Origin of the sequence: Bacillus sp. AG4(2022), assembly GCF_031844465.1 — a bacterium.
GTDB lineage: Bacteria > Bacillota > Bacilli > Bacillales > Cytobacillaceae > Bacillus_AB > Bacillus_AB infantis.
This window is the reverse complement of sequence record NZ_JAUZVH010000001.1, coordinates 1,053,144-1,067,392: the sequence shown is the minus strand read 5'-3', so window position 1 is coordinate 1,067,392 and position 14,249 is coordinate 1,053,144. Positions and strand designations below refer to the sequence as shown.

Here is a 14,249-nt window from a genome sequence, read left to right as displayed (position 1 = left end):
GAAAAATGAGGACTGTAGTTATCGTATCAGCTGCAAGGTCTCCGGTCGGAACCTTCGGAGGTGCATTCAAGGATCTCCTGCCAACCCGACCTGGCTGTACCAGTCATAAAGGAAACTGTAAAAAGAAGCGGTTTGGAAAATCATGAAATCGATGAGGTGATCCTCGGTCATTGCATCCAGCGGACCGACCAGCCCAACACGGCCAGGACCGCAGCGCTGCTGGCAGGGCTTCCGGATGAGACCTCGGGATTCACTGTCCAAAGGCAGTGTGCATCCGGCATGCAGGCGGTCATTTCGGCAGCTCTGCAAATCCAGGCTGGCATATCTGATATCGTAGTGGCAGGCGGTGTGGAGGCTATGAGTTCAAGCCCTTACCTCCTGAAGGATCACCGCTGGGGAGCGAGGATGCAGCATGGTAAAATTACCGATTCTGTATGGGAAATTCTCGAGGATCCGATCCACCATATTATGATGGGTGAAACTGCTGAAAATCTGGCAGAGCTTCATGGGATAACAAGGGAAGAGCAGGATGAAATGGCACTGCTGAGCCATCAGCGCGCCCTGAACGCCATTGAAAAAGGTTATTTTGAAGAAGAAATTGTCCCTGTAACAGTCAAGCACAGGAAAGGGGAAACCGTTGTATCCCGGGATGAGAACCCTCGGCTTGACCTCACAGCAGCAAAGCTTGCCGGCCTAAAGCCTGTTTTCCGGGAAAATGGAACCGTGACGGCGGGGAATGCCTCCAGCCTGAATGATGGGGCAGCAGCACTGGTGCTGATGTCCGAAGAAACGGCAATGGCAAAAGGGCTTACGCCGCTAGCCCGGATTGCCGGATTTTCAGTATCAGGCGTCGACCCTAAAGTCATGGGAAGGGGACCTGTGCCGGCAGTCAGGAAAGGCTTGCAGCAGACTGGCTGGTCTCTGGAGGATGCAGACCTGATCGAAGTGAATGAAGCATTCGCAGCCCAATATCTCGCTGTTGAAAAGGAACTTGGCCTGGACAGGAGCAAGGTAAACGTCAACGGCAGCGGCATCAGCCTCGGACACCCGATCGGCTGCACAGGAGCAAGGCTCATCGTCAGCCTGGTGCATGAACTGAAAAGAAGAGAACTAAAAAAAGGCATCGCCTCCCTCTGCGTCGGCGGAGGCATGGGAGCCTCGGTTTTTATAGAAAGATAACAAGAGAGGCACGAGATGCCTCTCTTTCTATTTGCAGACAAAAGGGATGGGTGAAATTATCCTGTCTTTCTAAGGGGAACTTTATGCCCAAAAAGTATAGAAAACCCTGTTGATTGGAGTGGAAGGCACGCAGACTCCTGCGGGAAGATAGCGGCAATGCTGAGACCCCGCAGCGCGCAGCGTGAGGAGGCTCAGCGTCGCCCCGCGGAAAGCGAAGTGCCTGGAACGCAAATCAACAGCCCCCATTCAAAAAGATATTCATAAGCTAGTGAATAAATCCTTTTTCCCTGCATTTGCCCTAAGTCCAACTATTGCAAATTAAACTAGTAACCCCATCAGCTCCCCAGCAGTCACAACCTGCGCAAACTCCTTATTCAGCATCGCCAATTCAATCTCATGCACCTGCTCAGGAGAATAAACCGTGCCTCCAGTCCCTTTAGCCTCAAACGCGGCACAAGCATCGGAAACAAGATAGGTGGTGAAGCCCAGATTGCCCGCCATCCTTGCAGTGGTTGAGACGCAATGCTGCGTCGATAAGCCGGTTATACAGACATTCTGGATATTTTCGCCTCTTAAATAGGACTCCAGGCTTGTACCGATGAATGCAGAATTCACTTCTTTCTGAAAAACCTTCTCATCCGGCAGCGGGGCATTGGCATCTTTAAAGCTCACACCCTCTGGATTATCACGATATAAAGGAGAAGACGGCTGAACCGATAAATGCTGCGAGTAAATGATCTTCCAGCCTCTTTTTCTCCACTCATCCTGCAGCTGCCCGATGACTTGTTCTGCGGCGGGATTGTTTCTTTTCCCCCAATAAGGGTCGTCAAAGCCCTTTTGCACGTCCAGGACAAGCAGGGCTGGCGGAGAATCCATCTTTTTCAAAGGCGCACCTCTTTTCTCGGATTAATAACTCAGCTTTATTATTTCCGGAGTATGGAAAATCATCCAGGTGTAACTCTTCTGCAACTGATGTTATTTACACTCTCCATATCAAAGATGAAGGAGAGATTGCATTGTGGAGGGAAATCGACTGGCTGACCAATAGAGCGGGGCTGTCGCCCGGCTCCGTGGCAGTTATTGACGCTGAACAGGGGAAATCCTGGACATATAAAGAGTTGAACAGCAGGGCGGAGGCTTTGGCGGGCTGGCTGCTTGAAAGGGGAGCTGCAAAAGGTGACAGGATCGCGCTGCTTGCGCCTAATCATATAAGCTGTCTGGACTTTCTGTTTGCCTGCGGAAAAATCGGGGCTATTTTCGTGCCGGTCAACTGGAGGCTTGCGGCGGAAGAGATCCAGGCTATACTGGCAGACTGCACACCCGTAATTATAGGCTATCATTATTCATTCATTGAACTCGCATCACGCCTGCAGCTGCATCAATATGAGTCTGTCTGCCTGGATGAAACACCCTTCAGGATGCCTGGCCGCCCATTCATTCCTCCATGGCAGGTCGATGAGGAGGATCCCCTTGCCATGATTTATACGGGGGGGACGACCGGGAAGCCGAAGGGAGCTGTGCTTTCCCACCGGGCGATCTTGTGGAATGCCGTCAATACGGCAGTCAGCTGGGGGCTTACGAACCAGGATACGACCATCACTTATCTGCCGATGTTCCATACCGGGGGCATCAACGCCCTTACTCTGCCTTTGCTGTTGGCCGGAGGCAAAGTTGTGCTCGCCGGGAATTACAATCCGTCTGATGCAGCCCGTTATATCAGGGAATATCAGTGCACCATCATCCTGCTTGTGCCTACGATGTACCATATGCTGATAGATACAGATGAATTTAAGGAAGGCTCGTTTGAATCCATGAGGGTATTTCTTTCTGGAGGTGCTCCGTGTCCGCTTTCGATTTATGAAGAATTCAGGAGGAAAGGATTGCACTTCAAAGAGGGCTACGGCATGACGGAAGCCGGGCCGAATAATTTTTATATCTCCCCGCAGGAAGCTGTGCTGAAAAAAGGATCCATCGGAAGGCCGATGCTGTTCAACACAGTCAAGGTCTTGGCAGAAACAGGCGTCGAGGCAGGAAGTGGAGAAGTTGGAGAGGTTTTGATAAAGGGGCGCCATGTCTTTTCCTGCTACTGGAATAATGAAGAGGCCACAAAGGACGCAGTAAGAGATGGCTGGCTCTATACCGGTGACCTCGCAAAAGTCGATGATGAAGGATTTTTCTATATAGTCGGACGGAAGAAGGATATGATCATCACCGGGGGGGAAAATGTATATCCGCTCGAAGTGGAGCAGTGGCTGGGCTCCTGCCCGCAAGTGGATGAAGTATCTGTCATTGGGATCGATGACCGGAAATGGGGGGAAGCAGTAACGGCATTCATTGTGCTGAAGGAAGCAGCTGCCATGACCAAAGATGAGATAAAGGGTTATTGCAGGCAAAAGCTCGCTGCTTATAAAGTACCTAAATTCATTTATTTTCTTGATAAACTTCCAAAGACCCATGTGGGAAAGATCGACAAAAAGCAGCTGAAAATGACTGCGGCAGAAATGGCAGCTGCTAAAGAAGGATAATTCGGCATCCCTATCGAATAAAAGGGTACTCCCGGCGGCTGAAAGCCTGCTGGAAATAACTGGGGAGATCCTTATGATTACAGAGAAAATGCTGGAAGGCGAAAATATCAGACTAGGCTATTTTGCGGAAAAAGATCTGGAAAACATATTGGAGTGGCATACAGGAGAGCTTTTTATGCGCCATCTTGATGCGGTGCCTGTAAAGCCGCGAACGAAGGATGACCTGAAAAAGCAATGGCTGGAGGAAACCAGTGATGCGTTCCGATTTGCTGTCATCCATAAAAACACTGAAAAGGTAATCGGGTTTGCTGAGGTTAATGGTGTGCTTTGGACGCATAAGACTGCCTGGGTCAGCCTGGGCATCGGCAGCGAAGAGCACTGGGGGAAAGGATATGGAAGAGAAGCGCTTCAATGCCTGATTGACTATAGCTTCAATGAACTGAATCTCCATCGCCTTCAGCTTACCGTGTTTTCCTATAACAGCCGGGCCATCAGGCTGTATGAAAAATTCGGCTTTAAAAAAGAAGGAGCCTTCCGTGAGTTTATGGAACGAAACGGGCAAAGATATGATATGTTCCTCTATGGACTCCTCCGCAGAGAATGGCAGAAAAGTCCGGAATGACAGATTCCGGGCTTTTTGTGCTGACAAGATAATTGCGGCGGGCAGGAATGACCGGCAGGGCGATTATATCGGTCACTCTTGGACAGAAGCAAGAGGGGTTGCTTTGCCCCTTCCCCCTACAAATCCCTCCCCGCCTTCTCAAGCCTATGAACAATTACCAAATCAACTGCAAAACAGCATAGCAGAAGAATGAGCACCCCGGCAAAAGGCAGGATGGCGGCAGCTGGCGAGGCAAGGCTCGCCCCGGTTAAGAGAACGAAAGAGTAGAGTGATAAAGCTTTGGCGCGCCGCTCTCCGCCCAATGATCCAATCAATGTGATGATCGAAGGAATCAAGAGAGAGATCGAGGCGACGAAAGAGACTGATAGAATAACAAGCATTTCCGCCCCTGTGAGAAGAAGGCACATGCTCAGGATCCCAAGCCAAAGGCCGGTTATTAGTGTGCGGTAAACCCCGAATGTTTCAATTAATCTGCCGGTGAAAAGGGATAAAATGGCGCCTGCCATGCCTGCCGCCCTAAGAAGGAACAGTTCCTGGAAGGTGCCGCTGAATACCCGTGCAAGACTGTCATAGAAAGCTGCAAACGAAAACAGCAGAGTAAAAGCAATCACATAGCATGACAGAAGCCTGGTATTTTTCAGCAGGACCGCAAAGGATGAAAAGACGCTTTCCCGGACTGCAGGCTTTCCTGTCGCAGGCAGCAAAATCCAGGCCAAAATGAATAGCGCGAGATAGCATACAGAAAAAAATAAAAAGACAGATTGCCAGCCATAATGCAGGGTAAGGACAGAGCTGATCAGCTGGCCGAGTATGCCTGCAAGGAGAAAGCCCGTATTGATGAGCACAAGCAGAAGCGTTCTCCCGCGGCCCGAAAATAAGTCGAAAGAATAGGCAAAAGCCACAGGTGCAAAACTTCCGAGAACAAATCCCTGAAGTGACCGGAGGAAGTAAAGGCTGACTTCACTGCCGGAAAGTCCGACCGCAAAGGTGGCAAGCGCAGAAGCGAGCATCCCAAAGACAATGACCTTCTTTCTGCCTGCCCTGTCTGACAGGGGGCCGAATGTTAAAAGGCCGATGGCATAAAAGATGGAAAAAAGGCTTCCGGCTGTGATGATTGCTCCTTCATCTGCATGGAGAGAGGCGGCCATTTCACCGTATATGGGAATGAGGGTATAAATATTCGAAGCAACCAGTATCCCGGAAATGACAAGCAGGGCTCCGGAGACGGACAAACCTGGTTTCATAGCGTGAGTTATCCCTCCTTTTTTGAAATTTTTGGGGCTTGAAGATTCTTATGCTTACGCTACAGCCTGCGTTTCTTTATGAATTTGTCTCTTTTGTTTTTATCAATATATGCACGCGGGGATGTGCTGGAAAGTTGTTCCCATCCAGGTGTATCCCATTGGCAACAGTGACGGAAAAATAGTATAATAATAGATAAATAAGGGCAGCCGCTTCCATGCTGTCTGGTATAAAAATAGAGTTGTTATTTCCAAAGGCGCAGAACAAGCTGCGCCTTTTTCGCACTTAAATAGCAGAATGAAGGGTATCCGAAAAGCCTTCACGGCCGGACGGAATCCGGAAGATGGATAATAGGGGAGGACCACTGATGTCTGTACGTTTTATATTAGGCCGGAGCGGCAGCGGCAAGACTTCGCTCTGCCTTGAAGAAATCAGGGAGAAAATGAAAATCGAGCCGAATGGCCATCCAGTTGTTTATCTGGTGCCTGAGCAGATGACATTTCTTTCGGAATATAAGCTCATCACAACCCCGGGGCTTGGCGGGATGATCCGTACACAGGTCTTGTCATTTACAAGGCTTGCCTGGAAGGTGCTGCAGGAAACAGGCGGGATCAGCCGCTATCATTTGAACAGCACCGGCGTTAATATGCTCATCAGAAAAATAATTGAAGATAAAAAAGATGAACTGAAAATCTTTCAGCGGGCGGCAGGCAAGAACGGCTTTATCGGCCAAATGGAGCAGATGCTGACAGAATTCAAACGGTACTGCATTGAGCCGGGAGCTCTTGCAGGGAAACGGGAAGAACTTGAATCCCGAAGGGGCAGCAGGGGGCTTCAGGACAAGCTGCATGATATGGAATTGATCTATAAGCAGTTCGAAGAAGGCCTTCTTGGCAAGTACGTAGATTCTGAAGACTATTTCCGCCTTCTTACTGAAAAAGCAGGGATGTCGGAGTATCTGAAAAATGCCGAGGTGTATATCGACGGCTTTTACAGCTATACGCCCCAGGAATATATGATCATCCAGCAGCTTATCAGAGTCTGCAAAAGAGTGACGGTGACATTTACGCTTGACAGGCCATATAAAACAGCAGTCCCGGAAGATCTTCATCTTTTCAGGATGTCGGCAGAATCATACCAGTCGGTCTATGAGATTGCGGGGATGGCCGGGGCCGAGATGGAACAGGAAGTGCTTCTCAATGGTCAGCAGCGCTGGGACAATGACTCGCTCCGCCATATGGAAAGAGCCTTCAGCAGCAGGCCTGCCGAGCCTTTTGCAGGAAAAGCAAACGTCCATATTGCACAGGCAGTGAACAGGAGAGCAGAAATAGAAGGTGCGGCCAGAGAGATTAAGAGACTGGCAGCAGAAGAGGGATACCGATTTAAAGACATTGCCCTTTTAATGAGGAATGGATCAGTTTACCATGACATCATTGAAACCATCTTTGATGATTACGGGATTCCGTTTTTTATCGATCAAAAGCGGACGATGATGAACCATCCGCTTATTGAGCTTATCCGCTCATCACTTGAGGTCATTACCGGCTACTGGAGGTATGAGCCTGTTTTTCGCGCAGTCAAAACCGAACTGCTGTTTCCGTCCCGGGCGGATCTTGGCGTGATCAGGGAAAAAATGGACAAGCTTGAAAACTATGTTCTGGCATATGGTGTCCAGGGCGAGAAGTGGACAAAAAAGGACCGCTGGAATTACCGCCGCATCAGGGGGCTTGAATTTGAGCAGATCGTCCAGACCGACTTGGAAAAAGAGCGGGAAGAAGAGCTGAATCAAATGAGGGACCTGATCGCTGCACCGATACTCCGGCTCTCCAGGAGGCTTAAGAAGGCCGACAGCGGAAGAAGGCTGTGCGAGGCTGTCTATCTTTATTTGGAGGAATTGGATATACCGACGAAGCTGGAGCGCTGGAAGCTGGAAGAGGAAGATAAGGGGAATCTTGTAAAGGCAAGGGAACATGATCAGGCCTGGAATGCTGTCATGGAGCTTCTGGACCAGTTTGTAGAAATGCTCGGGGATGAGAAGATCAGCATGAAGCAGTTTGCCTCAATCCTTGATTCAGGAATGGAATCTCTCCTCTTCTCTCTTGTTCCGCCGGCTATGGACCAGGTGCTCGCAGCAGACCTGGACAAATCTCGTTTGTCGGATATAAAGGCAGCGTTTGTCATCGGGCTGAATGAGGGTGTCCTGCCTGGCAAGTTCACTGAGGAAGGAGTGCTTGCTGATGCTGACCGGGAGAAGCTTCTGCAGTCAGGGCTTAAAATTGCCCATGGCAGCAAGGTCAGGCTCCTGGATGAGGATTTTCTGGCTTATCGCGCCTTTTCCACACCTTCCTCCCATCTGTACATCAGCTATCCGCTCGCCAATGAAGAGGGCAAGGCACTGATGCCGTCGCCTTATATCAGCCGGGCAAACGAACTGTTCCCGGAGGCGGGGCAGCTGATGTGGATGGCCGATCCGTTCGAACTTCCTGAGGAGGAGCAGCTATTATTCGCCATGAACGAGGATACGAGTCTTTCTTATCTGGCTTCCCAGCTCCAGATGAATAAAAGAGGCTATAAAATCAGCGGAATCTGGTGGGATGTCTACAATTATTATCATGCCCATCCAAGGCTCGGGGACACGGCCAGAAAAGTACTTTCCAGCCTGCATTACGAAAACAGAACGGCCAGGCTTTCGGAAGAGGCTGCCAAGGAGCTTTACGGGGAAACGATCCAGGCAAGTGTATCAAGGATGGAGCTTTTCCACAGCTGCCCATTTTCACATTTTGCCCAGCATGGCCTGAAGCTCCGGGACAGGAAGGTCTTCCGCCTGGAAGCGCCGGATATCGGAGATCTGTTCCATGCTGCGTTGAAATTCATAGCTGAGACCGTCATGGATAAAAGGATGTCCTGGTCAGACATGACAAGGCAGGAATGCGAGAAGCTTGCCAAAGAAGCGGTGGAGATGCTTGCGCCAAAGCTTCAGAATGAGATACTGTTGAGCTCGAACCGCCACTTTTATATCAAGCGTAAGCTCGAAAATATCATCAGCAGGGCTTCGTATATACTGAGCGAGCACAGCAGGGCAAGCGGGTTCTCCCCAGTCGGCCTTGAGCTCGGCTTTGGCCCTAAGGATAAACTTCCGCCTCTGTCCTTTAAGTTGAGGAATGGGACGAACATGGAGCTGGTCGGCCGGATTGACCGGGTTGATAAAGCGGAGAATGAAAATGGCGTATACCTTCGGGTGATTGATTATAAATCCAGCGCAAGGGATCTGAATATCAGTGAAGTCTACTATGGGCTTGCTCTGCAGATGCTTACCTACCTGGACATCATCATCACCCACTCAGGGGATATAGCAGGGAAAAAGGCCGATCCTGCAGGAGTCATGTACTTCCATGTCCATAATCCGATTGTGAACTCTCCGAAGCTTCTCACACTCGATGAGATTGAAGAGGAGATCTTTAAGAAGTTCAAAATGAACGGCCTTCTTCTCGGCGATGAAAATGTATTAAGGCTCATGGACCAGACACTTGATTCCGGCGACTCCTCGATTATATCGGCTGGATTTAAAAAGGACGGCACCATCACGAAAAGGTCGAAGGTCGCCACAAGGGACGACTTCGAGAGCCTTCGGAAATTTGTCCGGGGAACCTACACAAAAACCGGGGACGCGATCATCAGCGGATCAGCAGATATTTCCCCTTATAAAATGAAGGACAAAGTGCCTTGTACATTCTGTTCGTTCAAGTCAGTCTGCCAGTTTGATGAATCGGTTGAATCGAATGAGTACAGGGTGCTTTCCCCTAAGTCAAATGAAGAACTGATGGATAAGATACGAAAGGAGGCGGGAGAGAATGGCTAAAGCTATTATTCCTCCAAAGCCGGAGGGGGCAGCCTGGACAGATGACCAGTGGAAGGCAATCATGGCTTCGGGCCAGGATATCCTTGTGGCTGCAGCTGCAGGCTCCGGAAAAACGGCAGTGCTGGTTGAAAGGATCATCAATAAGATCGTATCCAGGGAAGAGCCGGTCAATGTGGATGAGCTCCTCGTCGTGACCTTTACGAATGCGTCTGCCGCAGAGATGAGGCACAGGATCGGGGAGGCACTTGAGAAAGCGATAAACAGGGATCCGCAGTCTGCGCATTTGCGCAAGCAGCTCAGCCTGCTGAGCAGGGCTTCGATTTCCACTCTTCATTCATTCTGCCTTGAAGTGATCCGGAAATATTATTATCTGATCGATATCGATCCCGGCTTCCGCATTGCCGATGAGACAGAGGGGCAGCTCCTCAGGGATGAAGTCCTTGAAGAACTGTTCGAAGAAGAATACGGCAAGGAAAACAATGAAGACTTTTACCGGCTGGTCGATGCTTTCACGAGCGACAGGAGTGACACAGCCCTCCAGGATATCATCAGGGAACTGTACGATTTTGCACGGTCCAATCCGGCACCAGATCAATATCTCGATAAAATCTCGGACATGTACGAAGTCAGCAGTGATGCAAAACTGGAAGAGCTTCCGTTCATGTCAAGCGTCCTGTTTGATATCGGACTGCAGCTTGAGGGAGCAAGGCAGCTGCTGGAAAATGCGCTTGAGCTTGCCAAAACGCCTGGCGGGCCTGCTCCAAGGGCAGAGAATTATATGGACGATATCAGGGCAGTTGAGACCTTGATTGCCGCAAACAATGATTCCTGGTCCAGTTTAAATGAAGCCATGCAGCTTTGGAGCTTTGGCCGTGCGAAAAATTGCAAAGGCGATGAATATGATCCCGATCTGGTCAAGCAGGCCCAAAAGTATAGAGATAAGGCAAAGAAAATGATCCAGGATCTGCAGGCGGAATTCTTTTCGCGCAGGCCGGAAAGCTTCATCCGGGATATTGGGGAGATGAAGCCGCATATCGATGTACTCGTCCGGCTCGTCCGGTCCTTTTCAGAGAAATTCAACAGTGTGAAAAGTGAGAAGGGACTTGTTGACTTTGCTGATCTGGAGCATTTTTGCCTGGAAATCCTTTCTGATCCTTCTGCAAGGAAGGAGGGAGCCATCCTGCCTTCAGAGCCAGCTCTTACTTACCGGGACCATTTCAGGGAAGTGCTTGTTGATGAATACCAGGACACCAACATGGTCCAGGAAGCAATCCTGCAGCTCGTGACGAAGGAGGGGGAGGAGACTGGCAATCTGTTTATGGTTGGAGACGTGAAGCAATCCATTTACCGGTTCAGGCTGGCAGAACCCAATCTGTTCCTCGGCAAATATACTCGCTTTACTGTGGACGGAGAGAAAACAGGATTAAAGATCGACCTTGCAAGAAACTTCCGCAGCAGAAAGGAAGTGCTTGACGGGACCAACTTCCTTTTCAAACAGGTGATGGGAAAAAAAGTAGGGGAAATCGATTATGACCAGGCTGCCGAGCTTGTAAAGGGAGCTTCGTATCCTGAAGACCTTCCGTATCCTGTTGAGCTTCATCTGATCGACCTGGACGGACAGGAGAAGGCCGAAAGCGGGGAAGCAGATGAAACGGATGCAGGGTATGACCTTGAGGATCTCGAGCAATCACAGCATGAAGCAAGGCTGATGGCTGAGAAAATCAAAGAAATGCTGTCATCCGGGAAAAAAGTGTATGAACCGAAATCGGGAGCATATCGTCCTTTAATGTACCGCGATATTGTCATCCTTCTAAGGTCGATGACATGGGCTCCGCAGATTATGGAGGAATTCAAAAAGCAGGGAATTCCGATTTATGCAAATCTGTCTTCAGGCTATTTTGAAGCTACCGAGATCGCCATTATGATGAGCCTTTTAAAAGTGATAGACAATCCGCATCAGGATATCCCGCTTGCCTCTGTTTTGCGGTCTCCGATAGTCGGCCTTAACGAAGAAGAGCTTGCCCAGATCCGCATCGCCGATAAAAAGGGTTCCTACTATGAAGCGATGAAGGCATTCTGTGAAACAAAGAAAAGCGGGGATCTGTATGATAAAGTAAAGCCGTTTTTCCTGGATATTGCGGAATGGAGATCGATGGCGAGGAAAGGCGGTCTTTCTGAATTGATCTGGCAGCTGTACCGGGACACGCATTTCTATGACTTTGCCGGAGGGATGCCCGGCGGCAAGCAAAGACAGGCTAATCTCCGGGCACTGTATGACCGGGCACGCCAATATGAGGAAACTTCCTTCAGGGGCCTTTTCCGCTTCCTGCGTTTCATTGAACGGATGAGGGAACGGGGCGATGACCTTGGTGCAGCGCGCGCACTCGGCGAACAGGAGGATGTGGTGAGGATGATGACCATCCACAGCAGCAAGGGGCTTGAATTTCCTGTCGTCTTTGCTGCAGGCCTGGCAAGGCAGTTCAATACGATGGATTTGAAAAAACCCTATCTGCTTGATAAGGAATACGGATTTGCGGCCAAATATGTGAATCCGGAGAAGCGGATTTCCTATCCATCCCTGCCACAGCTTGCTTTTAAAAGGAAAAAGAAGATGGAAATGCTGGCAGAGGAAATGCGCGTTCTGTATGTAGCACTGACTCGTGCCAAAGAACATCTTTTTCTTGTGGCAAGCGTGAAAAATGCGGACAAAAAACTGGCCGGCTGGCAGCAGGGTGCCAAAAAAGACAGCTGGCTGCTGGATGAATATGACCGGGCGGCTGCTTCCAGCTATCTTGATTGGATCGGCCCCGCACTTATCCGCCACCGGGACGGGGAGCCACTGAGAAGCGGGCAGGAGGATGCCGCAGCAGGAAGCCAGGGAGAAATCGCTTTACATCCTTCATCCTGGAGCGTTGAGGTCAGGCAGGCAGCCGTCACTCCTGCTCAGGAGGAGGACAGTGATGAAGCCGGGGAGCAGTGGATTGACAGCGTATATGAAGGCAAACCGGTCCCGGCTGAGTCCCCTTTTAAAGAAAAAATAAAGAATTCACTTTCCTGGCAGTACAGCTACCCTTCCGCAGCTTCCCATAAGTCAAAGCAATCTGTCTCAGAAATGAAGCGGCAGAGTGAAGTGAAGGATGAAGAGAGCGGCAGCGATCTCGTCAGGAATCTGAAAAAGCCGATCCTGAACCGGCCAAGGTTCATGCAGGAGAAATCAATGACACCTGCCGAAAGGGGCACGGCGATGCATATGGTCATGCAGCATGCAGACCTTTCCAATCCGGTGACAGAAGAGTCCATTGAGAGACAGCTGGCGGAGATGAAAGATCGGGAGCTTCTCACGGATGAGCAAGTCCAGGTGATAGACCCGGCCCTCATCGCGGGATTCTTCCAATCGCCTCTTGGCCAGAGGATGAGAAAGGCTGCAAGGATCCAGCGGGAGGTTCCTTTCAACCTGGCATTGCCGGCAAGAACCGCCTACCCGGACTGGAAGGGCACAGAAGAACCGGTGCTTGTCCAGGGGATCATTGACTGCATTTTCGAGGATGAGCACGGTACAGTCCTGCTTGATTATAAGTCTGACAGCATCCATGGGCGCTACACGGGCGGATTTGAGGAGGCAATGCCGGTCCTCAAAAGACGGTATGATGTTCAGATAAGCCTGTATGCAAAAGCTTATGAGGCTATTACTAAGGACCCTGTTGATGAAAGGTATCTATTCTTTTTTGACGGAGGCCATATTTTAAAGCTGGAATAGGGATAATAGGAAAGCAAAAGGGGAGACTCTTTTGCTTTTTTGTTCATTAAGATGAAGTTGGGGAAGGAGCTGACCACATGGGGAAAAAAAGCCATGCAGAGGGTATATGCGAGCTCTGCGGACGTAAGCCTGTCGCAGTGACGGTCCATCATCTAACACCGAAGGAGTTCGGCGGAACATTCCTGCCGACGGCCAATCTATGCATTCCGTGTCATAAGCAGATCCATGCTTTATACCCGAATTCTGAATTGGCAGTGAGGCTGAATACGATCGAACTTTTGAAGGATGATCCCCAGATAGCCAAGTATCTGAAGTGGATTAAAAAACAGCCTTCATCAAAGCTGACGAAGGCTAAAAAATCGAATGCAAGAAAAAATTGAGATTGCAAAGGCTGCTGTTATGACGCCGGAAGGAACGGAAGCCCTTAGTTATTCCCGACGTTTGGCTGATCTATCAGATTGGTGTCAAGTACATTGCTGGCATTGAGGCCGTTATTTGTGATGATGAATCCGCCCGTATTGAAGGCGCCCTGGCCGCTCGTTGATTTGGAGTTATTTTTTGGGGAGATGTACAGGGCATCCCCGAATTGCACAATTCCCCCTCCAACGTTGACAATCTGCACAGGTCCGATGATTGCAGGCATTGTACCACTTCCTTTTTTCTGGCATTGCTTCTCCGCCCCTTCGGTCAGGTTTCCTGAAGAGGCAGGAGCTGGCGGATATGCTTGACGCGCGACTCCATAGAAACATGGCCGCTGTTTCCGATATGAACCAGTGATGAAGCTGATATACCGATAATATCTATAGAATCCACTTTAATGGCTGGTTTGCCCTGATGTACATACATTTGAAGGGGATCTTCAAGGGCTGGAAGGGGAAGGGGCTCTGTAAAGATAGAATAATCACTGTACCTTCCCTCATTTGCGAAAAAGACCTCAGCTTGGCGCTGTACGGCAAGCGCTCTTGAAAACGCCTGTATAAACTCAGAATCTCCCACCTGCAAGATGGAGGAAAAAGAGACGGTATCCACATTCAGTTTATTGACTATTGCTGTTCTCTGAAGCAT

9 protein-coding genes and 1 pseudogene are annotated in these 14,249 nt (G+C 49.8%); 6 read left to right on the top strand and 4 right to left on the bottom strand.

Going from position 1 to position 14,249, the window contains the following annotated elements; genetic code table 11:
• Positions 1 to 5 precede the first annotated feature (5 nt).
• Positions 6 to 1,179: pseudogene (locus Q9R36_RS05210) on the top strand (thiolase family protein).
• A gap of 318 nt (positions 1,180 to 1,497) precedes the next feature.
• Here the strand turns inward: Q9R36_RS05210 and Q9R36_RS05205 are convergent.
• Positions 1,498 to 2,055, bottom strand: coding sequence for a cysteine hydrolase family protein (locus tag Q9R36_RS05205; RefSeq protein WP_101551149.1), 558 nt, complete (start codon positions 2,053 to 2,055; stop codon positions 1,498 to 1,500).
• 140 nt (positions 2,056 to 2,195) lie between these two features.
• Here Q9R36_RS05205 and Q9R36_RS05200 point away from each other — a divergent pair, with 140 nt between their 5' ends.
• Together Q9R36_RS05200 and Q9R36_RS05195 are read left to right on the top strand one after the other, a co-directional pair.
• Positions 2,196 to 3,704 carry a class I adenylate-forming enzyme family protein gene (locus tag Q9R36_RS05200; protein WP_101550920.1) on the top strand — a complete coding sequence of 503 codons (1,509 nt, stop codon included), beginning with the start codon at positions 2,196 to 2,198 and terminating at the stop codon, positions 3,702 to 3,704.
• A gap of 73 nt (positions 3,705 to 3,777) precedes the next feature.
• Positions 3,778 to 4,326: a GNAT family N-acetyltransferase gene (locus Q9R36_RS05195; protein ID WP_094768280.1), complete on the top strand. Its 549-nt coding sequence runs from the start codon at positions 3,778 to 3,780 to the stop codon at positions 4,324 to 4,326.
• Between the two features lie 116 nt (positions 4,327 to 4,442).
• Here the strand turns inward: Q9R36_RS05195 and Q9R36_RS05190 are convergent, their stop codons facing one another.
• Complete coding sequence (locus Q9R36_RS05190) at positions 4,443 to 5,570, bottom strand: MFS transporter (RefSeq protein WP_101550918.1); 1,128 nt, start codon at positions 5,568 to 5,570, stop codon at positions 4,443 to 4,445.
• 365 nt (positions 5,571 to 5,935) lie between these two features.
• On the opposite strand from Q9R36_RS05190, the gene addB reads away from it, so the two are divergent.
• The 3 genes from addB to Q9R36_RS05175 all read left to right on the top strand — a co-directional run bounded on the left by addB (position 5,936) and on the right by Q9R36_RS05175 (position 13,564).
• Complete coding sequence (addB, locus tag Q9R36_RS05185) at positions 5,936 to 9,427, top strand: helicase-exonuclease AddAB subunit AddB (RefSeq protein ID WP_311224621.1); 3,492 nt, start codon at positions 5,936 to 5,938, stop codon at positions 9,425 to 9,427.
• Positions 9,420 to 13,184: a helicase-exonuclease AddAB subunit AddA gene (gene addA / locus Q9R36_RS05180; protein ID WP_129611901.1), complete on the top strand. Its 3,765-nt coding sequence runs from the start codon at positions 9,420 to 9,422 to the stop codon at positions 13,182 to 13,184. Before addB ends, addA begins: the two co-directional genes overlap by 8 nt.
• A 77-nt stretch (positions 13,185 to 13,261) precedes the next feature.
• Positions 13,262 to 13,564: an HNH endonuclease gene (locus tag Q9R36_RS05175; RefSeq protein ID WP_009794016.1), complete on the top strand. Its 303-nt coding sequence runs from the start codon at positions 13,262 to 13,264 to the stop codon at positions 13,562 to 13,564.
• 44 nt (positions 13,565 to 13,608) lie between these two features.
• On the opposite strand, the gene Q9R36_RS05170 is transcribed toward Q9R36_RS05175, so the two are convergent.
• Positions 13,609 to 13,827: a spore germination protein gene (locus Q9R36_RS05170; protein ID WP_009794017.1), complete on the bottom strand. Its 219-nt coding sequence runs from the start codon at positions 13,825 to 13,827 to the stop codon at positions 13,609 to 13,611.
• Between the two features lie 44 nt (positions 13,828 to 13,871).
• On the bottom strand, positions 13,872 to 14,249 hold the full coding sequence (locus Q9R36_RS05165; protein ID WP_009794018.1) for a spore germination protein GerPE: 378 nt from the start codon (positions 14,247 to 14,249) through the stop codon (positions 13,872 to 13,874).